This window comes from Rurimicrobium arvi (genome assembly GCF_039540495.1).
Taxonomy (GTDB): domain Bacteria; phylum Bacteroidota; class Bacteroidia; order Chitinophagales; family Chitinophagaceae; genus Rurimicrobium; species Rurimicrobium arvi.
Window position 1 is genome coordinate 67416 of record NZ_BAABEZ010000022.1, and the last position, 18771, is coordinate 86186.

Annotated in this window: 15 protein-coding genes; 10 read left to right on the forward strand and 5 right to left on the reverse strand. The window is 49.0% G+C overall.

Annotated elements, in window-relative coordinates; all coding sequences use genetic code 11:
- Positions 1 to 81: 81 nt before the first annotated feature.
- The gene (locus ABD846_RS06995; RefSeq protein ID WP_344824405.1) at positions 82 to 1644 is read right to left on the reverse strand and encodes an aryl-sulfate sulfotransferase; all 1563 of its coding nucleotides are present in this window, start codon (positions 1642 to 1644) and stop codon (positions 82 to 84) included.
- 253 nt (positions 1645 to 1897) lie between these two features.
- Between ABD846_RS06995 and ABD846_RS07000 the strand changes: the two genes are divergently transcribed.
- A complete protein-coding gene (locus ABD846_RS07000; protein ID WP_344824408.1) occupies positions 1898 to 2296 on the forward strand; it encodes a cytidine deaminase in 399 nt (132 codons plus the stop codon).
- Between the two features lie 93 nt (positions 2297 to 2389).
- Here ABD846_RS07000 and ABD846_RS07005 read toward each other — a convergent pair whose 3' ends face one another.
- A complete protein-coding gene (locus tag ABD846_RS07005) occupies positions 2390 to 3772 on the reverse strand; it encodes a DUF5723 family protein (protein ID WP_344824411.1) in 1383 nt (460 codons plus the stop codon).
- 186 nt (positions 3773 to 3958) lie between these two features.
- On the opposite strand from ABD846_RS07005, the gene porX reads away from it, so the two are divergent.
- From porX to ABD846_RS07035, 6 genes are all read left to right on the forward strand, one after another.
- Positions 3959 to 5518 carry a T9SS response regulator signal transducer PorX gene (gene porX, locus ABD846_RS07010; RefSeq protein ID WP_344824414.1) on the forward strand — a complete coding sequence of 520 codons (1560 nt, stop codon included), beginning with the start codon at positions 3959 to 3961 and terminating at the stop codon, positions 5516 to 5518.
- 53 nt (positions 5519 to 5571) lie between these two features.
- Complete coding sequence (locus ABD846_RS07015) at positions 5572 to 7989, forward strand: alpha-ketoacid dehydrogenase subunit alpha/beta (protein ID WP_344824417.1); 2418 nt, start codon at positions 5572 to 5574, stop codon at positions 7987 to 7989.
- A gap of 174 nt (positions 7990 to 8163) precedes the next feature.
- The gene (locus ABD846_RS07020; protein ID WP_344824420.1) at positions 8164 to 8841 is read left to right on the forward strand and encodes a metal-dependent hydrolase; all 678 of its coding nucleotides are present in this window, start codon (positions 8164 to 8166) and stop codon (positions 8839 to 8841) included.
- A gap of 26 nt (positions 8842 to 8867) precedes the next feature.
- On the forward strand, positions 8868 to 9692 hold the full coding sequence (locus tag ABD846_RS07025) for a ParA family protein (protein ID WP_344824422.1): 825 nt from the start codon (positions 8868 to 8870) through the stop codon (positions 9690 to 9692).
- Positions 9676 to 10614, forward strand: coding sequence for a ParB/RepB/Spo0J family partition protein (locus ABD846_RS07030; RefSeq protein WP_344824425.1), 939 nt, complete (start codon positions 9676 to 9678; stop codon positions 10612 to 10614). Before ABD846_RS07025 ends, ABD846_RS07030 begins: the two co-directional genes overlap by 17 nt.
- A 187-nt stretch (positions 10615 to 10801) precedes the next feature.
- Positions 10802 to 11287: a YkgJ family cysteine cluster protein gene (locus tag ABD846_RS07035; RefSeq protein WP_344824428.1), complete on the forward strand. Its 486-nt coding sequence runs from the start codon at positions 10802 to 10804 to the stop codon at positions 11285 to 11287.
- 6 nt (positions 11288 to 11293) lie between these two features.
- Here the strand turns inward: ABD846_RS07035 and ABD846_RS07040 are convergent, their stop codons facing one another.
- Positions 11294 to 12106, reverse strand: a complete 813-nt coding sequence (locus tag ABD846_RS07040; RefSeq protein WP_344824431.1) for an RDD family protein — start codon at positions 12104 to 12106, stop codon at positions 11294 to 11296.
- A gap of 224 nt (positions 12107 to 12330) precedes the next feature.
- Here ABD846_RS07040 and ABD846_RS07045 point away from each other — a divergent pair, with 224 nt between their 5' ends.
- A complete protein-coding gene (locus ABD846_RS07045) occupies positions 12331 to 12915 on the forward strand; it encodes an RNA polymerase sigma factor (protein WP_344824434.1) in 585 nt (194 codons plus the stop codon).
- Between the two features lie 5 nt (positions 12916 to 12920).
- Here ABD846_RS07045 and ABD846_RS07050 read toward each other — a convergent pair whose 3' ends face one another.
- On the reverse strand, positions 12921 to 13913 hold the full coding sequence (locus ABD846_RS07050) for a T9SS type A sorting domain-containing protein (protein ID WP_344824436.1): 993 nt from the start codon (positions 13911 to 13913) through the stop codon (positions 12921 to 12923).
- A 134-nt stretch (positions 13914 to 14047) separates the two neighbouring features.
- Here ABD846_RS07050 and ABD846_RS07055 point away from each other — a divergent pair, with 134 nt between their 5' ends.
- The gene (locus ABD846_RS07055) at positions 14048 to 15289 is read left to right on the forward strand and encodes an MFS transporter (RefSeq protein ID WP_344824439.1); all 1242 of its coding nucleotides are present in this window, start codon (positions 14048 to 14050) and stop codon (positions 15287 to 15289) included.
- Here the strand turns inward: ABD846_RS07055 and ABD846_RS07060 are convergent.
- Positions 15286 to 16959: an ABC transporter ATP-binding protein gene (locus tag ABD846_RS07060; RefSeq protein ID WP_344824442.1), complete on the reverse strand. Its 1674-nt coding sequence runs from the start codon at positions 16957 to 16959 to the stop codon at positions 15286 to 15288. The genes ABD846_RS07055 and ABD846_RS07060 overlap by 4 nt on opposite strands.
- Before the next feature lie 175 nt (positions 16960 to 17134).
- Between ABD846_RS07060 and rny the strand changes: the two genes are divergently transcribed.
- Complete coding sequence (gene rny, locus ABD846_RS07065; RefSeq protein ID WP_344824445.1) at positions 17135 to 18709, forward strand: ribonuclease Y; 1575 nt, start codon at positions 17135 to 17137, stop codon at positions 18707 to 18709.
- Positions 18710 to 18771: the final 62 nt, after the last annotated feature.

Sequence of the window (18771 nt, forward strand, 5' to 3'; positions counted from 1 at the left end):
TTCAAAGCAAAGCCCGCACCATCCGGTGCGGGCTTGTCACTGTTTTGGTTTTATTCCACACTTCTGAGGGATTAACGGACGTCACGGATACAAAGAAAGGCGTTCCGTACGGTGATGCGTAATAATAGTGAGATTGCCCGCCAGCCGTAGGGTCGCCTCAAACAACACTGCCTGGCTGTTATAATCCAGTTCCACAATCTTGCCATAATAACCGACCACACCCACGGAGGCGCCGGGAGAGAAGATCACATGGTTCACATCCGGGTAAAAGTCTACATCCGAAACGATCCGCGAAAAAGTTTCTGCTCCGCGGCTCTTTCCATAACTCCATACCTGCTTTACAGTCCGGTTTACCGGGTCGATCGCAAACTCCAGTGCCCGGCTGTAAGTACCGAATCCGCTGAAGTTGCGGTTGTCCCCGTTGTCGAACATCGTGTAGTGGCCTGCCTGGTTTTTCTTGATCGCATGCTGGTACCAGTTCCATTCAAAGCCGGCATCGTTTGTCCATCCGTTCAGCACCGAGGTATCGGTGATTTTATTACCCGCAGCATCCAGCGGCGTCAGCAATTTTGTACTCAGATCGGTTCCGTCGCCGGCAATTCCCCAGCCTCTGTGCGGTCCGAGTATCCATACTACATGGTTGCCCTGGTCCAGTTTTACCACACCCTGCGTACGACCGGAAACCAGTATGGTGTTATCCGTTTCGTCGTACCATACCGCATTCACATGTATCCAGTCGGATATATCCGCTGTAAGTGTACTGCGCGAGGGCTGCAGCGACCGGCGCAGATCCCATACATTGACGATGGCTTTCGTGTTTCGCTCGATCTCAATAATATGATCTTCCACAGTAGCCAGTCCGTTTTTGGTCACAGTCACTAGAAAATTACCATTGGGTTTTTCGTAGACCTGATGATGGAACGTATAGCCATTCGCCTGCAGCGGCCAGGTATTAAGGATGTTTCCCATCATATCCACTTCATAGATCTGACCGGAACTGATGTCGCCGAAATACCAGTTACCGTTGCGTAGTCGTTCCATACCATCATCGTATACCAGGTTCTTCAGCACAGGATGCGAATTGAAGTCCAGGTACCAGCGCAGGTCTCCGTATTCATCGAATATGAACGGTACCTGCCCGTTGCGGGTTTCATTCTTTCCCCAATAGCTTACAAGGTTCATGCCCGGGCGCTGGGCAGCGGAAGATTTATTGATCGTGATCTCCGGCAATACTGTGGGAGCCGCTTCTGTCTGTACCCATACGGCGCTTTTCCCCAATAAGTGATTATCGATGTCGTAGAGATCCAGCTCCACCGTATTCTGATACGCCGCATACAGACCGAGCACATTCAGGTGATGAACGGAATCAAGCTCATCAAACACTTTCACCACATCGGAATTGCTGCCATGTTTGCCCGCCACCCTGATTGTTGCACGTGTCAGTTTGTTCGTTTTCAGATCTATACTGCAACTGAGCGGGGCGTAGCCTCCGGGATTCAGCACTACTTTCTGATCGGTGATTTCTGTCTGCGTAAATCGGTCGCCATTTCCCTGGATCAGACTTCTGTTGTCGCTGCCTTTCTGACAAGCGGAGAAAGACACCGCGCAAAGCAATGCGCCCCAAAGGGACTTCTGTGAATTCATACGGTTTAATGAGTGTTTGCGCGCAAAAATAATGTTACGGTAACACAGTATTCATCTTTTGGGGTTAAGCGTTGATTTCCGGCGGCATACGGACGCGTTGCTATATTCCGTTACGCGGGTTTACCGTTTAACCTGCAAAAGCTTCCGTTCGCATGAAAAAAGCGGCATTTTACAAGAAATAGCGATTTTTGGAAGCGTTTTTTGGTTAATATTGTAAGGCTAATTATCTCTAAACCAATAAAAAAGATATATCATGAGCGCAATTATTACCATTTCTGACGATTTGAGGAAAAAGCTTGCCGATAAAGCAAAAGATGCCTCTCACAAATCCAATTTACCCCAATCAGTAGGAGCCGCCGTAATGGCGCGCAACGGGACCATCTATCAGGGAGCGTGGTATGAGCAATCAACAGGCTCCGCACACCGCAGTGCACTCAGTGCTGCATTGGGGAATTTTCTGGCCTCCGGCGGTGAGACCGTAATCGCTGTGGCCGTGTATTGCCCTGATGGATTCGAAGGTCCCGGGGACGAATGTCGTCGCCTTGTAAAGGAGTTTGGCAATAATATTGAATTTGTCTCCGTTTTCGACAACTACATACAAACAGGTGCCGCCACCCGTAACGCTATCGGCAGTGAAGACAGAGCTGCCTGATTTTCTTCCATCCTAATCTTTTTTGTAAAAAATCCAGCCCTTATGGGCTGGATTTTTTCATGATAGGAAGCTTTTTGCAGACCGGATGTCACGCTACTCTTCGCTCTGGTGATACCGGAAGCCAAAACGGAATCCGAGGTAAAAATCCAGCTGGCGCGAGTTGCCGGCTATCATACGCATGAGGCTGTTGGATCCTGCATACACCGGTCCGGCACGGAAACCCAGTCCCATATTGAACCCGCTGAGCGTACTTACGCAAATAGGCATGTATGCAGCAAAATGGCGAGTCTCAAAACGTGGTGTGATCCAGTAATAGCTGGGCAATTGCGGATTGTATGGTTGCGACTTGTTGTTCAGGGCCATCTGCGCATTGAACGCAATATAAAAATGGCGTACAGCGCGATAATCGCCGGACAATTGCAGCGCGTGCGGCATCGCCACCCGGTACGTACTGTTGTTTAAGCCTGAAGTTTTCTGAAAGTATGCGGGGTACTGGTCCATTTTTGCCGGAATGTCTTTAACCGCAACACCGTCAAATGTGCTCAGCGGGAAATTGCTGCCCGCAGGAATATTGATCGTGTAGGCATGTGTGTAATCGGTCTGGGCCTTGTACTTGATACTGCCGATGTCCGTCAGTGCCACTCCTGCTTTAAACAGGTAGGGGATGTCCGATTCTTCGTCCATATCGGCATCGCGGTATTCGTAAGATATACCCAGATCTGCGCCCAGCCCCGAAGCTTTGATGCCGAAGCCTGCGTTGTCTGCAGAAAGATCCACTCCACCCATACCGATAGCCGCCGATCCGCTTGCCTGCGAAACATAAGAATTTCCATTGCTGTCTATCGCAACGCTGCCTTTGATATTGTTCAGTTGCATGTACAGATTGCTTACACCTCCGATATACTTAAGTGTGGCACCCGCGGAAAAGTAATGTCCGTCTTCGTTATATAATACATAGGAACCGGCCACACCTATATCCATAAACACGTTTGTTGCGATCTGCATATTTGAATTGCCGTCAAGCGATATGGTCACACCGCTTTCACCCACACTGCCATTGATAGAGCGGATCAGTTTCCCGTCCAGGTTGATTACCTGCGGAATAGCGCGCATGCGGCTCAACAGGGCAATGGAGAAACGGTCATTGATTTTCAGGGATACAGAAGGAAGATACAGGCTCGCCTGCCCCACCAGGGAATTCGGTTTGCTGATTCCCGCTATTTTGTCCACATCAGCACTGTCGTCAAGGTTATAACTGTTGCCGAAACCAAGCGGCGCAGTCTTGTTGGAAATATTTCCGTCCATACCCGCAATGCCCACATCTACTTTGTAAGGACTCGAAGAGAGGCTGGCCGGGTTGAAAAAAGCGGCATTCACGCCCGCGTAGTTGTCGGTGCGGAAGCCGGAAAGTTGCTGGCCGGCAGCCAGTAAGGGCAGGGTTGTCAGTGCAAGCGCACGGAGTATGGGTCGATACATGAGGTTTGTTTTAGAGAGATGCAACAAAAATAATTTTTATTCGACTGCCTGTATCTATATAGTCGGAATTATTGCTAACTATGGATGGATTATATCGCTGCAGATACGCAGCATCCCAAATTTGCGTTAAACAAATGAACTATTAAAATAGCGGCACTACTTTAGCCAAACACAAAACAGACACCTATGAATACAATTAACGGAGAAATACTTTGGGTAGACGATGAGATCGAATCATTGAAATCGCAGATATTATTTTTAAAAAATAAAGGATACATGGTTGAAGCAGTATCCAATGGTTACGATGCGCTCGAACTCATACCGAAAAAGCATTTCGACGTGGTGCTGCTGGATGAGAGCATGCCCGGTATGACGGGTCTGGAAGTGCTGCAGAAAATAAAAGCCGAATGGCCGTTGCTGCCCGTGGTGATGGTGACGAAAAATGAGGCGGAAAACATCATGGAAGAGGCCATCGGTGCGCAGATATCCGATTACCTCATCAAGCCCGTGAACCCCAACCAGGTGCTGCTGTCGCTGAAGAAAATAATGGAAGGGAAACGACTGGTATCGGAAAAAACCACCTCCAACTATCAGCAGGAATTCCGCAACCTGTTCATGGCTTTGAACGATCGCCCGAACCACGAGGAATGGCGTGAACTTTACAGGAAGCTTGTGTTCTGGGAACTGGAGATGACCAAAAGCGGCAGCACCGAAATGATGGAAGTGCTGCAGTCACAGAAGTCGGAAGCCAATACAGAGTTCTTTAAATATGTGTCTAAGAACTATGCCGACTGGATCAGCGGTAAGTCTGAAGCGCCGCTGTTGTCACACAAAGTATTCAAAGAAAAAGTGGCCCCTTCGCTCAAAGCAGGTACGCCTACATTCCTGGTTGTGATCGATAATTTCCGTTACGATCAGTGGAAAGCGATACAGCCTTTGCTGTCACAGTATTTCCAGCTGGAGGAAGAGGATACGTTTTACAGCATACTGCCCACCGCAACACAGTATTGCCGCAATGCTTTATTTGCAGGCCTCTTGCCGGTGGATATAGAAAAGCAATTCCCGAATGAGTGGAAGAATGATGAAGACGAAGGCGGTAAAAACCTGTATGAAGACGTATTCCTTGAAGCACAGCTGAAACGCCTGCGCCTGGATAGTCTGAAAATGCAATATGTGAAGATCACGAACAATGAGCACGCGAAGGCGCTGGAAGACAATATTCACAATTACCTGCGCAATGACCTTACGGTGATCGTGTACAACTTCGTGGATATGCTTTCACATGCCCGTACGGAAATGGAAGTGCTGAAAGAGCTTGCCGGGGACGAGGCTTCTTACCGTTCGCTCACGCTAAGCTGGTTTGAGCATTCCCCCTTGTTTGGCGCACTGAGGAAGATCGCCGATAAAGACATCCAATTGCTGATCACCACAGATCACGGAACACAGAAAGTACGTACACCAAGCAAGGTGATAGGGGACAGGGCTACCACCACCAACCTGCGCTACAAGCATGGACGCAACCTGCAATATGAAGACCGCGATGTACTGGCATTCCGCGATCCCAAACTCGCCGGATTACCACGTCCGAATGTAAGCTCTACCTTCATTTTTGCGAAGGAAGATGTGTTTCTCTGCTATCCCAATAACTATAATCATTACGTAAATTATTACCGCAACACCTTTCAGCATGGCGGAATTTCCCTGGAGGAAATGATCGTTCCGGTTGTGAAACTGCGTTCTAAATAAGGACTTTAGTGAAAAAACCTCCCGTTTTTACGGGAGGCGAATATCTATTATCTTTGCCCCAAACGAAACTGAACATCATGTTGAAAGAAGCTGCTGCGACTAATCATCAGAAAATTTCTTTTGAAGATCTCAAACGTGAAGTGCTTGCCGACTACCGCATGGCGGTCGCAAGCCGCGAAGCCAGCCTGATAGGCCGTAAAGAGGTACTGACAGGTAAGGCCAAATTCGGGATCTTCGGAGACGGTAAGGAACTGGCTCAGATTGCCGCTGCGAAATATATGCAGCCGGGTGATATCCGCTCGGGTTACTACCGCGATCAGACGCTGATGTTCGCCACAGGGATGAGCGATATCGAAAAGTTCTTTTCACAGTTGTATGCAAATCCCGATGTGCAGGAAGAACCCTCCACCGGCGGCCGCATGATGAACGGACACTATGGTACGCGCTGGATCGACGAAAACGGCGACTGGAAAGACCTGACTAAAGCTCCGCAGTCTTCAAGCGACATTTCCCCAACGGCAGGACAAATGGTCCGCGCATTGGGTATGGCGTACGCCTCGAAGTTGTACCGCAATGTTCCGGAACTCAAAAACGGTTTCGAAAAGTTTACCAGGAACGGCGATGAGGTGATCTTCTGTACGATCGGCGATGCCTCCACTTCCGAAGGATTGTTCTGGGAAACGATCAATGCCGCTGGCGTATTGCGCGTGCCGCTGGCAGTATTCGTCTGGGACGATGGCTACGGTATCTCCGTACCACGCCGTTATCAAACCACAAAAAACTCGATCTCTCAGGCGCTGTCCGGCATGCAGTGGGATGAAGAAACGGGAGGCGTACATATTGAAACCATCAAAGGCTGGGATTATGCAGACCTCATGTCGCGCATTCAGAAAGGAATTGCGCGCATCCGTGAAACACATGTGCCGACTATCTTCCATATACAGGAAGTAACGCAACCACAGGGACACTCCACCTCCGGCTCGCACGAACGCTATAAAAGCAAAGATCGCCTGCAGTTTGAAAAGGAAATGGACTGTATCGTGAAGATGCGTGAATTTATCGTGAGTAATGAGATTGCGGATGAAGATACACTCACGCAACTGGAAGAGGGTGCTAAACAGGAGGCGAGAGAAGCGAAGCAACGCGCATGGGAAAAATTCATTACTCCTATCCGCGCGCAGGTGCAACAGGCCGCGACACTGTGCAATCAGATCGTGATGCAGGGTCACCCTTCCGGTCAGGACATAGCAGCAATGGTACAGAAGCTTACGGCTATCAAAGAACCGATCCGCAAGGACGTGATGCAGACACTCTACCGCGTGATCGCATTGTGCCGTGATACAAATAATGAGGCTACGCGCGCGTTGCGCAATTTTTATACTGCACTGCAGGAAGAAAATAACCATAAGTTCAGTGCATTCCAGCAATCTGAATCTGCCTACAATGCGCTCAAAGTACAGGAAGTGAAGCCTGTATTCACCGAGGCAACGCTGAATGGCTATGAGATACTGAACCAATATTTCGATCAGCTGTTTGCAGCTAATCCTGCAGTATTCGCATTCGGAGAAGATGTGGGAAAGATCGGCGATGTAAACCAGGGATTTGCCGGTTTGCAGGAAAAATACGGCGAACTGCGTATTTCCGATACCGGTATCCGTGAGGCTACTATTGTAGGTCAGGGACTTGGTATGGCATTGCGCGGACTTCGTCCGATCGCAGAGATCCAGTACCTGGATTACCTGCTGTATGGCTTGCAGCCGCTGAGCGACGATGTGGCTACACTGCAGTATCGTACTGCCGGAGGACAAAAATGCCCGCTCATTATCCGTACCCGCGGTCACCGGCTGGAAGGTATCTGGCACAGCGGCTCGCCCATGGGTATGATCCTGAACAGCATCCGTGGCATGTACCTGTGTGTGCCGCGCGATATGGTGCAGGCTGCCGGTATGTATAATACGCTGTTGCAAAGTGATGAGCCTGCAATTGTAATCGAATGTCTGAATGGCTATCGCCTGAAAGAAAGAGTGCCTTCCAACCTGAGTGAGTTCACGGTACCGCTCGGGATTCCTGAAGTGATTGCGGAAGGAAGCGATATTACGATTGTTTCTTATGGTTCCACGCTGCGTGTGATACAGGAAGCTATCGACAATTATCTTGCCCCGGCAGGTATTTCCTGCGAGGTGGTGGATGTACGCACCCTATTGCCTTTCGATCTGAATCAGGTTATCCTCGAGTCGCTCAAAAAGACTAGCCGTGTGATCTTCATCGATGAAGACGTGCCGGGAGGAGCTACTGCCTACATGTACCAGCAGGTGATCGAAATCCAGGGTGGTTACCGCTATCTTGACGCCACTCCGCGCACGCTTTCCGCGAAAGCACATCGTCCTGCTTATGCAACCGACGGGGATTATTTCTCCAAGCCGAATGCAGAGCAGATCGCCGATGCCGTTTTTGAGGTCGTTAGCGAATAGGTTTTTCCAAATACATCAAAGCCCTGTCAGCAATGACGGGGCTTTTCGCTTTACGGTTTCCGTCATTTGTCCTGTGGAAAAAAATAGCGTAATTTTTCAGGAACAGGCGTATCGCGATGCGTCAGAATGAATGCTCAGGCACTATCTTTGAAACAAATAAAAACTACGCAGCGTATGAAGTTTACTTACTGGGGACACGCCACTTTTTCGGTGGTGGTGGGCGGAACAAAATTGCTTTTTGATCCGTTTGTGACACCTAATCCACTGGCGAAGGATATTGATATTAAGACTATCGGTGCCGATTACATACTGATTTCACACGGACACGGAGACCATATTGCAGATGCAGCCGCGATCGCGGAACATACCGGCGCTACCGTTATTTGCGCTCCTGAAGTGGCGGCCTGGCTGAAAAAGCAGGGCGTAACCAGGATTCATGAGATGAATTTCGGATCCTACACGTTTGATTTCGGAACGGTAACAATGGTGCCTGCGGCACATAGCAGCGGCCTGCCCGACGGATCTTATGGTGGTAATCCGGGCGGATTTGTGGTGCGCAGCGCAGAAAAGAATTTCTACTATTCCGGCGATACAAGTCTCACCATGGAAATGCAGTTGATCCCGTTTTATGCAAAACCTGATTTTGCGGTATTACCGATCGGCGGCAACTACACAATGAACGCTGAAGAAGCGCTTCGCTGTGCGGAAATGATTCATTGTGATAAGATTATAGGTGTGCATTATGATTCATTTCCGGTGATCAGTATCGACAGGGAGGATGCAAAATCCCGGTTTACATTGGCGAATAAAGAGTTACTTTTGCCGGGAATAGGCGAAAGTCTGGATATATAGTTATTAGATCAGCCGAAACGAGTATTATGACAAAGATTATTTCAGTTGCCAACCAGAAGGGTGGCGTAGGGAAGACAACAACGGCTATCAATCTGGCAGCCAGTCTGGCGATTTTAGAGTACCGCACCCTGCTGATCGATGCAGATCCGCAGGCCAACAGCACAACGGGTAATGGCTTCGATCTGAAGAACATACAACTGAGTCTGTATGATTGTCTCGTGAACGAAACGCCCATGGAACAGGTGTTGCTGGAAACCGAAACACCAAACCTGTTCCTGGTGCCTTCTCATCTGGACCTTGTAGGTGCGGAGATCGAACTGATCAATCAGCCCAACCGTGAGCATATTCTGCGTAAGTCTATAGAAGATATGGGCGACCGTTTCGACTTTGTCATTATCGATTGTTCGCCGTCCCTGGGTCTGATCACCGTAAACGCGCTTTCCGCTTCGGATTCTGTGCTCATCCCCGTTCAGTGTGAATATTTCGCGCTGGAAGGCCTCGGCAAACTGCTGAATACGATCAAGATTGTGCAGACACGTCTTAATACGAAACTCGCGATCGAAGGCATTCTGATGACGATGTACGACGGACGCCTGCGCCTGAGTAACCAGGTAGTGGAGGAAATCAAAAACCATTTTGATAAACTGGTATTCAATACGATTATTCACCGCAATACAAAACTCGGGGAAGCACCCAGCTTCGGCCGGCCCGTGCTCATGTACGATGCCGACAGTACCGGTGCGACCAATTATCTGAATCTGGCGAAAGAAATTTTGCAGAAGAATGATATGACGAAAATTAAAAACCAAGATAAAGTATTAGAAAGCAACGAGGATGGCAGCAACCAATAATTCAAATTCCAAAAAACAGGCGCTCGGGAAAGGTATCCGTGCTTTGCTTAATACCATTGACGAAGAAATGAACACGCCGGTGGCAAAGCCTGCGGGTACACCTGCTGCTGCTGCACCCGCAGCGGGAACAATTGTCCGTATACCGGTAGATGCCATTTCGGTAAACCCGAAGCAGCCCCGCCGCGATTTCGATGAGCAGGCGCTGAAAGAACTTTCCGAGAGCATTACCTTGCACGATATCATTCAGCCTGTCACTGTCGTAAAACTGAACGCGAACCAATACCAGCTCATCTCCGGAGAACGCCGCTGGCGCGCATCCAAAATGGCCGGTCTGAAAGATATTCCGGCTTATGTGCGCACCGCAAGTGACGACCAGGAATTGCTGGAACTCGCACTGCTTGAAAATCTGCAGCGTGAAAACCTGAATGCAATAGAGATTGCCCTCAGCTACAAAATGCTGATGGAAGAATGTAACCTCACCCAGGAACAGGTGGCGGAGCGTATGAAAAAAGAGCGCAGTACGGTTACCAACTACCTGCGTATGCTGAAGTTGCCTCCGGATATCCAGAAAGCAGTGCGCGACGGAAGCCTGAGCATGGGGCATGCGCGATCCATTATCGGATTGGAACTGATCGATCAGCAGCTATACGTATTCCGCGAAGTACAGTCGAAAGGACTGTCGGTGCGCCAGACGGAACAACTTGTAAAAGATCTTCAGGCGGCAAAAGATAAACATCCCGAAAAAGCAGATAAAGCAGATGCAAAACTGCCTCCGGCCTATAAGCGCCTTGAAGACAGCATGACATCTCATTTCTCCACAAAAGTGAAGATGGATCGTAAGAAGAACGGAAAGGGGAGTGTTACGATAGAGTTCTACAGCGATGCAGATCTTGAGCGTATTATTGAGAAAATGGGCATCTAAAAATTTTTATAAAAAAGTTTGTAAAAATTTGGATAAATCAAAAACGGGAATAACTTTGTAATAGAAATGAAAAACAACGAAAGTTGTTTCCATCATAAAGAAGTTTTCATGGTGATAGGGTTTATAGGGGCTGATCTGTTCTCAGATCGGCTTTTCTTTTTATATCCGTTCTCCACCTCCGATTGTTATGTCTTTTGATCTTTCCCCTAACTGGCAGCAGCAAAGCGCAGAGCAGCAGAAAGCATTCCGCCGTTTGCTCGAAAAGGGTAATAAAAATGCTATTCTGAAACGTCTCCCGCATCTTCACGAAGCTGCTTTCGAAAAGGTGGACTGTCTCAGTTGTGCACATTGCTGTAAAAACTATTCCCCCCGTTTCAAACAACCCGATATTAAGCGTCTGGCTAAAGCTTTACGCATGAAGGAAGGCGATTTTACGCAACGTTACCTGCGCCTGGATGAAGAAAACGACTACGTGGTCAAATCTGCTCCCTGTCCGTTCCTCGGTGAAGATAACTTTTGCTCGGTGTATGAAGATCGGCCTTCGGACTGCAGGCGGTTCCCTTATACGGATGAAGATGTATTGCTGAAGCGTATTCCGCTTACCCTGAAAAACGCAACATTTTGTCCTGCCGTTTACCTGGTGCTGAATGCCCTGCAGCAGGAACTGGGCTAACGGCTATCACTGTTGCTGATTCCGGGTCATGAGGTTATAATCCTGTAACAGCTGCTGCAGCAGGTCTTCGTCAGATTCCTCCGGATCTCCGATCTCCAGCACCTCGCAAATACGCTGCACAATACGTGCACGGTATTCCAGTTCCGTTTTGGATGCAGCTTTTTTAGCAAGCAGATTCCTGATGCCGTTAATGTCCCGGTCGCTCAGACGCATTACCTGCGGATAGCGGACTGTCTGTTCCGTTTCCGGCACATGCAGGTAAATCGTCTCGGAAAAATCCGAACGTCTGCGCGTATCGATTACAACGGTTCCTGCGGCAATATCCGCTATGCGCTGTGCTTTGTTAGTCATCAGCGAACAGATAAAATCAGGCAGATAGCAGATGCAGATCGCAACAAAGGTGATGAATAAGTTGAACAGGAAATCGCCCTCCGACCAGCGCAGATAGGACATCAGGAATACCGAATAGTTACCAAACCCGAGCAGCCAGCGTACAGCTGTCTGACTCATGGAAGGCTCATTTCCCTGCAGGTCGATCACTTTAAGAGAAAACAGTTTTTTTCCCGGCGTTTGTCCGTGCAGCAATATTTCGGTAAGGGGGAAGTAGAGATACGGTACGATTGCCATACCGATTGTACGACCGAATACAGATGCCTGTTCCCGTAAAGCCATGCCTTCCATTACCAGGGTATCAGCCAGAAAGAGATAGCATAGGATCAGCGAGATGTCTGTAAACACCGCCAGTACACGCCTCCAGACGTTTGCCGATTGGAATTCCAGTTCGATGTTGAACGGTGTATGGATAATGATGCGACTCATCCTGCCTACAAATAACGGATTTTTCTACCTGAATACGAATGACTTGCGTTTTTTTTAAAAAAAAGTGAAAAAGCGTGATGGTTTGTATTGTTTTTTGTATTTATCTTTGAATCGAACTCAAAATTCAATCTCTATAGCGATACTTCTACTTCAACCTTTGTGTTAGAAAATTCCGGACGCGCATGATGTGTTTCCGTTTTCATCAAACCCAACACTAGAAGTATATGGCTATGCTCCCACAATCAGCGACAGATGCACAATTGGTGCAGGCGTTCGTTAACGGCAATGAGTCCGCACTGGAACAACTCGTTATCCGTTATAAGGACAAAATTTATACCGGCATTTATATGCTGGTAAAAGATAAGTATCTGGCTGAAGATCTGTTTCAGGACGCTTTTCTGAAAATGGTCCGCAAAATGCGGGAAGGACAGTACGCTGAGCAGGGTAAATTTCTCCCCTGGGCCAGCCGTATCGCGCACAACCTGTGTATGGATCATTTCCGCCGAACCAAACGCCGCCTGCCGATCGTAATGGCCAACGGTGATGACCTGCTGGAATTCCTCGCCGGACCGGAGAGCCGTACACCGGATATCGAGACCCGCCAGACGGAAAGAGGTCTTACCCAGCTACTCGAACGCCTGCCGGAAGAACAGCGGGAAGTGATTGTAATGCGCATCTATGGAGAAATGTCGTTCAAAGAGATTGCAAGCATTACTAACGTAAGCATTAACACAGCGCTTGGCCGTATGCGGTACGGACTGATCAATATGCGCAAGATGATCGGAGATTTCCAGATGGCTTTGCGATAAGCGCTTTATAATTTCATAAATCTGCCTTTAAGGCATTCGGACTGGCCGTTGGAGACGATCACAAAATACGTCCCTGACGGCCAGTTTTGTATATCTATCGCTGCAGCTCCCCCTTCGTCGCGGTCCGACAAATAACACAGTTGTCCAAGTGCATTGTATACCATTAACGTATGTTTTCCCTGCGGAAGTCTGCCGAGAGTGACTTGTTCGCCTGCGGGATTGGGGTGGATGCAAAGGCTGTTTTCCGCTGCAGTATATTCTGAAACGGATGTTGGTGGAATCCCCTTGTCGCATGTCTCCCCCACAAGGTTCACAGACGCATGAGCCGCATTGTAGATATAACAGCGCAGACCTCCCATGATATCGCATTTGCCGTCGGTGACATATCCGCAACCGGTACAAAACGGCATGAGCCCTGTTTTTACGCTTCCGATTGTTGCTGCATACACATTCACCGAATCTGCGTAATTGTGCCATCCCAGGCTATATGAAGCCCCGCCACCAGTGCTTTTAAAAGAGTGACTCGATATAGTTTTCAATGGCCCCGATCCGTAATCGACATATTGAACCGAGTCGATCACGAAGCTGAAATCGGCTGCCGCAGCCTGCGCATCATTTCCGCAATAAGAGTATAACTGTATGGCGGGAAACCGGACAGTATCGCCCGGATGAACGTTGAATACATACAGTGGTGTGAAACTGCCCAGAAAATCATTGTAGATAAAGACTGTATCCTCATTATTGTACACAAACAAAGGTTTCTGATCGTAAATACCGAAGCCGAGTTTCGCAAGTGCTGTATCAGTCATGGCTTTCTGTTCCAGCCGGCGGCAGTTTACCGATCCTATCACTGTATCTTTTACTGAAGTTGTCCGGAATACGCCATTACCGGCATTATGGTACCAGACAGCTCCCACCGGGGCGAATTGCGTCGTTTGCGCCGAAGCGAAGAAAGAAAGCGACAGCAATAATGAAGAGATAAGTATCAGTGGTTTCATAAGGGTTTTCCGGAGTGGTCTATATCAAAGATAATTATTTGTTGTGTGTTTCCTGCCTCCGGTATTCGGCCGATTTTTCACCGATCTGTTTTATATGTAAAAGAATTGTGTTCCGGTAAGCGTATTTTTGCCCGATGGAACAAACCCAGGCCCCTATAAAGTTCAGCCCTTACCAGATCCTTGTTATTGCCCTGATTGCCCTTACCCAGTTCAGCGTTGTGCTGGATTTTATGGTCATGTCCCCCTTGGGAGACCTGCTCATAAAGACGATGCGTCTCAGTACCGATCAGTTCGGGTACGTTGTGTCTGCGTATGCGTTCAGCGCGGGTATTTCGGGAATTCTTACTGCCGGTTTCGCGGATCGCTTCGACCGTAAGAAATTACTGTTGTTTTTTTACATCGGCTTTATTGCCGGAACATTGAGCTGTGCGCTGGCCGGCAGTTATGAAGCATTGATTATAGCCCGGATTGTTACCGGCATTTTTGGCGGCGTGATCGGCTCTATTTCCATGGCTATCGTAACCGATCTTTTCCTGCCGCAGCAACGGGGCAGGGTGATGGGATTTGTGCAGATGGGCTTTGGCGCCAGCCAGGTGCTGGGTATTCCTATTTCGCTGTATTTTGCAAACCGCCTGGGTTGGGAAGCGCCATTCTTCATTATCGTTGCTTTTTCCGCTGTTGTGTGGCTGGTGATGCTCCTGCGTCTGCGCCCGGTAAATGCGCATCTGATGGCCCCTTCAATGGATACACGTAAGCCACTGGAGCATCTCTGGCATACCTTCCGCAACCGCGAGTACCGTATCGGTTTCCTGGCAACGGCGCTGATGTCGTTGGGTGGATTTATGATGATGCCTTTCGGTACGGCTTATGCAATCAATAACCTGGGGCTCACCAAGGAGCAGATGCCTACATTATTCATGATCTCAGGCATCTCGGCCCTGATCATTATGCCGGTCATGGGACGGCTTTCCGACAAAATGAACAAAGCATATATTTTCAGTGTGGCATCTGTCTGGCTGATCATATTTGCGATTATTTATACGAATCTTCCTCCCAGCGCATTATGGCTTGTGGCCACCATAAATACGCTGATGATGATGGGTGTGATGGGCCGTGTGGTGCCTGCGGTCGCATTGAACAGCTCTCTGCCGGCAATGCCCGACCGGGGTGCATTTATGGCGATCAATACTTCGCTGCAACAAATGGCCGGCGGCGTTGCGGCGGCCATTGCGGGAAAGATCGTAACACAGGCAACCCCTAAGAGTCCGCTCATGCATTTTGATACGGTAGGCTATATCCTTTCTGTGGTATGCATTATCAATATCGTGATGTTCTTCCGGGTGTACCGGATGGTGCAGTCCCGCGCGGTCCGCTAGATCCCGGAAAGCGCTTCCGGCATTGAAGCCACAAGTTTTTGCGTGTAAGGGTGTGAGGGATGTCGCAGTACCTGATCAGCAGAGCCCTCTTCCACAATGCGTCCTTTTTCCATCACCAGTATCCTGTCGGAGATATAATGCACAACGGACAGATCATGCGAGATAAACAGGTAAGACAGGCCTAGCCTTTGCTGCAGGTCTTTCAGCAGATTCAGCACCTGAGCCTGTATACTGATATCCAGAGCGGACACGCTCTCGTCGCAGATCAGTATTTCCGGCTCCAGTGCAAGCGCACGGGCAATGGAGATCCGCTGTCTTTGTCCCCCTGAAAATTCATGCGGGTATTTGTCCAGCGCCTCCGCAGGCAGTCCCACCTGTTCCATAAGCTGAAGGGCCTTCTGTTGTTTTGCCGGTTCACTGAGCAAATGATGGATGCGCAGCGGTTCAGTAATAATGTCGCGAACGCGGAACAACGGATCCAGGGAGGCATATGGGTCCTGGAACACCAGTTGCACCGCTCTGCGGAAAGAACGGTCTTCTTTACCCGACTGTTGTTGGCCTGCAAAACGGATGCTTCCGCCGGATACCGGTAGTAATTGTAAGATCGCCTTGCCCAAAGTGCTTTTCCCGCAACCGCTTTCACCAACCAGGCCCAGGGTTTCGCCGCGATACAACTTCAGGCTTACGCCCTTCACCGCCTCCGTGACCAGGTTTTTACCAAAGAGTCCGTTTCGTTTATGGAAGACAACCCGCAGATCCTGTATTTCCAGCAGGGGAGATGTATAGTCGGGCACTGAGATCGGCGCCGGTTGAGCCACATAACTTATTCCGGATTCAAAGTCGGCAACGGTGGGTAACCGGAGTGATTTATTGCCGGCATCAGGTCTGCATTTCAGCAAAGCCTGCGTGTAGGGGTGTGCAGGATGGGTCAGTACGATATCTCTGGGTCCGTATTCCACACATCGTCCGCGCCGGAGCACCATTATGTCATCTGCAATATTGCCGGCGAGGGCGAGATCATGCGTAATAAAAAAAATGGCTGTTCCGTAATCCTGCTGTAGCTGGCGCATCAGCAGGATGATATCTCCCTGAACGGAGGCGTCCAGCGCAGTAGTGGGTTCATCTGCAATGAGGATATCGGGTCCGTTGATCATTGCCATAGCAATCATCACTCTTTGCTTCTGTCCTCCGGAAAGTTCGTGCGGGTAACGGTAGAAAAGCCGTTCCGGGTCCGGCAGTTTTACTTTTCCCAGCCAGTCGATCACTTTTTCGCGTGCCGCCTTCCGGCTCAGGCGCTGGTGCAATCGTACGGTTTCCGCAATTTGTTTGCCCACACGCTGAACCGGATTCAGTGCGGTCATCGGTTCCTGAAAAATCATCCCGATACGCTTGCCGCGGAGTTTCCTCCAGGTGTGTTCGTCCAGCTGATCCAGTGCGAGCTCTGAGTCGCCGTTTTTTAACATACGCGTCCCCCCGGCGACGCTTTTGTTCGGTAGTAAGCCCATCAGCGCCAATGCGGTAAGGGATTTGCCGGAACCACTTTCGCCCACTACAGCCAATGTGCGTCCGCAAAACAGTCCGAAGCTGATGCCGGAAACGGCCTGCAATTGCTGTGCAGGGAAGCTTACGCTAAAATCACTTACGGACAGAACTTTCTGATTATGAATCATTCGCGGCAAAAAGATGAAAGTGTAAATATAAGCTCTCGCAAGCCATTCGCAAATATCAATCTTATTATAACATCATTGCCTTTTCGATTCTTTTTTCTACCTTAGCGCGTTAATACGCAGAGAGAAATCCGGCGTAGATTACTCATTATATATTTAAATTTTATTTTTTTAACAAATGCAGGAAACACTTATCGTTGCGGGGGTCGCGGTCGCGGCCATCGTAATCGGCATATTCATCGGAAAGAGCATATTTGCGAAGAATACAAGGATCGCCATCGAAGAAGCAGAACAACAAGCGAAGAAGATTATAGATGATGCAATTACACTTGCCGAAACCACTAAAGAAAAGAAAATACTGGAAGCCAAAGAGCAATTTTTAAAACTCAAATCCGAACACGAAAAAGAAACCTTACAACGTAATCAGAAGAATATTGAGCAGGAAGGCCGCATCAAGCAACAACAGCAGAGTGTAAATGACAAGCTGGCCAATGTTCAGAAACAATCTCAGGAAATAGACCATCTCCGGGAAACGCTTAACAAGCAACTGGAAGTGGTGAATCTGAAGCGCAGCGAACTCGAAAAGCACCAGGAAGAGCATATCAAACGTCTCGAAAAAGTGGCTAACCTCAGCGCTGAGGATGCGAAAGCCGAACTGGTGGAAATGGTGAAGCAGGAAGCGCGTACCAAGGCAATCAGCCATGTGAAAGAGATCATGGAAGAAGCTAAGATCAATGCATCCAAAGAAGCTAAAAAGATTATTATCCAGACGATACAGCGTACAGCTGCCGAGCAGACAATTGAAAACGCTATCACGGTATTTAACCTCGAAAGTGATGAGATAAAAGGTCAGATCATCGGTCGTGAAGGACGTAATATCCGTGCGCTTGAAGCGGCTACAGGTGTGGATCTGATTATCGATGATACTCCGGAAGCGATTGTGCTGAGCTGTTTCGATCCGCTGCGCCGTGAAATTGCACGTCTTTCCCTGCAGCGTCTGGTGCAGGACGGACGTATTCACCCTGCCCGTATTGAGGAAGTGGTGGAAAAGACCAAACGCCAGCTGGAAGAGCAGATCATGGAGATCGGGGAGCGTACGATCATTGAATTGGGCATACACGGTCTGCATAAAGACCTCGTACGTATGGTCGGAAAAATGCGTTTCCGCTCTTCATACGGTCAGAACCTGCTGATGCACTCCAAGGAGACTGCAAACCTTTGTGGTATTATGGCTGCGGAACTGGGGCTGGGTCAGAAAGTCGTGAAACTTGCCAAACGCGCAGGTTTGCTGCATGATATCGGAAAAGTGCCGGACGAGGAAACAGAACTGAGCCATGCATTGCTGGGCGCGCGCCTTGCAGAAAAATGCGGTGAGCATGAAGCCGTGGTGAATGCGATCGGCGCGCACCATGATGAAATGGAAATGACCTATATCATTTCTCCGATCGTACAGGCATGTGACGCGATCAGCGGAGCACGTCCCGGAGCGCGTCGTGAAATGATGCAAAGCTATCTGCAGCGTATCAAAGACCTGGAGAACCTTGCTACTGCATACAATGGCGTAGAGAAAGCCTATGCGATCCAGGCAGGCCGCGAGCTGCGCGTGATCGTGGAAGCTGATAAAGTTACCGATGCGGACAGCGATCGCCTTAGCTTCGAGATTGCGGACAAAATCCAGAAAGAAATGCAATTCCCGGGCCAGATCAAAGTAACCGTAATCCGCGAATTACGTTCCGTAAGTATTGCACGCTAATAACGTGCTGTAAATAGGGAAGAGCAAATTCGCATGCGGATTTGCTCTTCTTTGCTTTTAAA

Coding starts and splice junctions, on each gene's coding strand:
- ABD846_RS07005 (WP_344824411.1), bottom strand. CDS start 3,772: ATGTATCGACCCATACTCCGTGCGCTTGCACTGACAACCCTGCCCTTA.
- ABD846_RS07055 (WP_344824439.1), top strand. CDS start 14,048: ATGGAACAAACCCAGGCCCCTATAAAGTTCAGCCCTTACCAGATCCTT.
- ABD846_RS07060 (WP_344824442.1), bottom strand. CDS start 16,959: ATGATTCATAATCAGAAAGTTCTGTCCGTAAGTGATTTTAGCGTAAGC.
- rny (WP_344824445.1), top strand. CDS start 17,135: ATGCAGGAAACACTTATCGTTGCGGGGGTCGCGGTCGCGGCCATCGTA.
- ABD846_RS07045 (WP_344824434.1), top strand. CDS start 12,331: ATGGCTATGCTCCCACAATCAGCGACAGATGCACAATTGGTGCAGGCG.
- ABD846_RS06995 (WP_344824405.1), bottom strand. CDS start 1,644: ATGAATTCACAGAAGTCCCTTTGGGGCGCATTGCTTTGCGCGGTGTCT.
- ABD846_RS07000 (WP_344824408.1), top strand. CDS start 1,898: ATGAGCGCAATTATTACCATTTCTGACGATTTGAGGAAAAAGCTTGCC.
- porX (WP_344824414.1), top strand. CDS start 3,959: ATGAATACAATTAACGGAGAAATACTTTGGGTAGACGATGAGATCGAA.
- ABD846_RS07030 (WP_344824425.1), top strand. CDS start 9,676: ATGGCAGCAACCAATAATTCAAATTCCAAAAAACAGGCGCTCGGGAAA.
- ABD846_RS07025 (WP_344824422.1), top strand. CDS start 8,868: ATGACAAAGATTATTTCAGTTGCCAACCAGAAGGGTGGCGTAGGGAAG.
- ABD846_RS07050 (WP_344824436.1), bottom strand. CDS start 13,913: ATGAAACCACTGATACTTATCTCTTCATTATTGCTGTCGCTTTCTTTC.
- ABD846_RS07020 (WP_344824420.1), top strand. CDS start 8,164: ATGAAGTTTACTTACTGGGGACACGCCACTTTTTCGGTGGTGGTGGGC.
- ABD846_RS07035 (WP_344824428.1), top strand. CDS start 10,802: ATGTCTTTTGATCTTTCCCCTAACTGGCAGCAGCAAAGCGCAGAGCAG.
- ABD846_RS07040 (WP_344824431.1), bottom strand. CDS start 12,106: ATGAGTCGCATCATTATCCATACACCGTTCAACATCGAACTGGAATTC.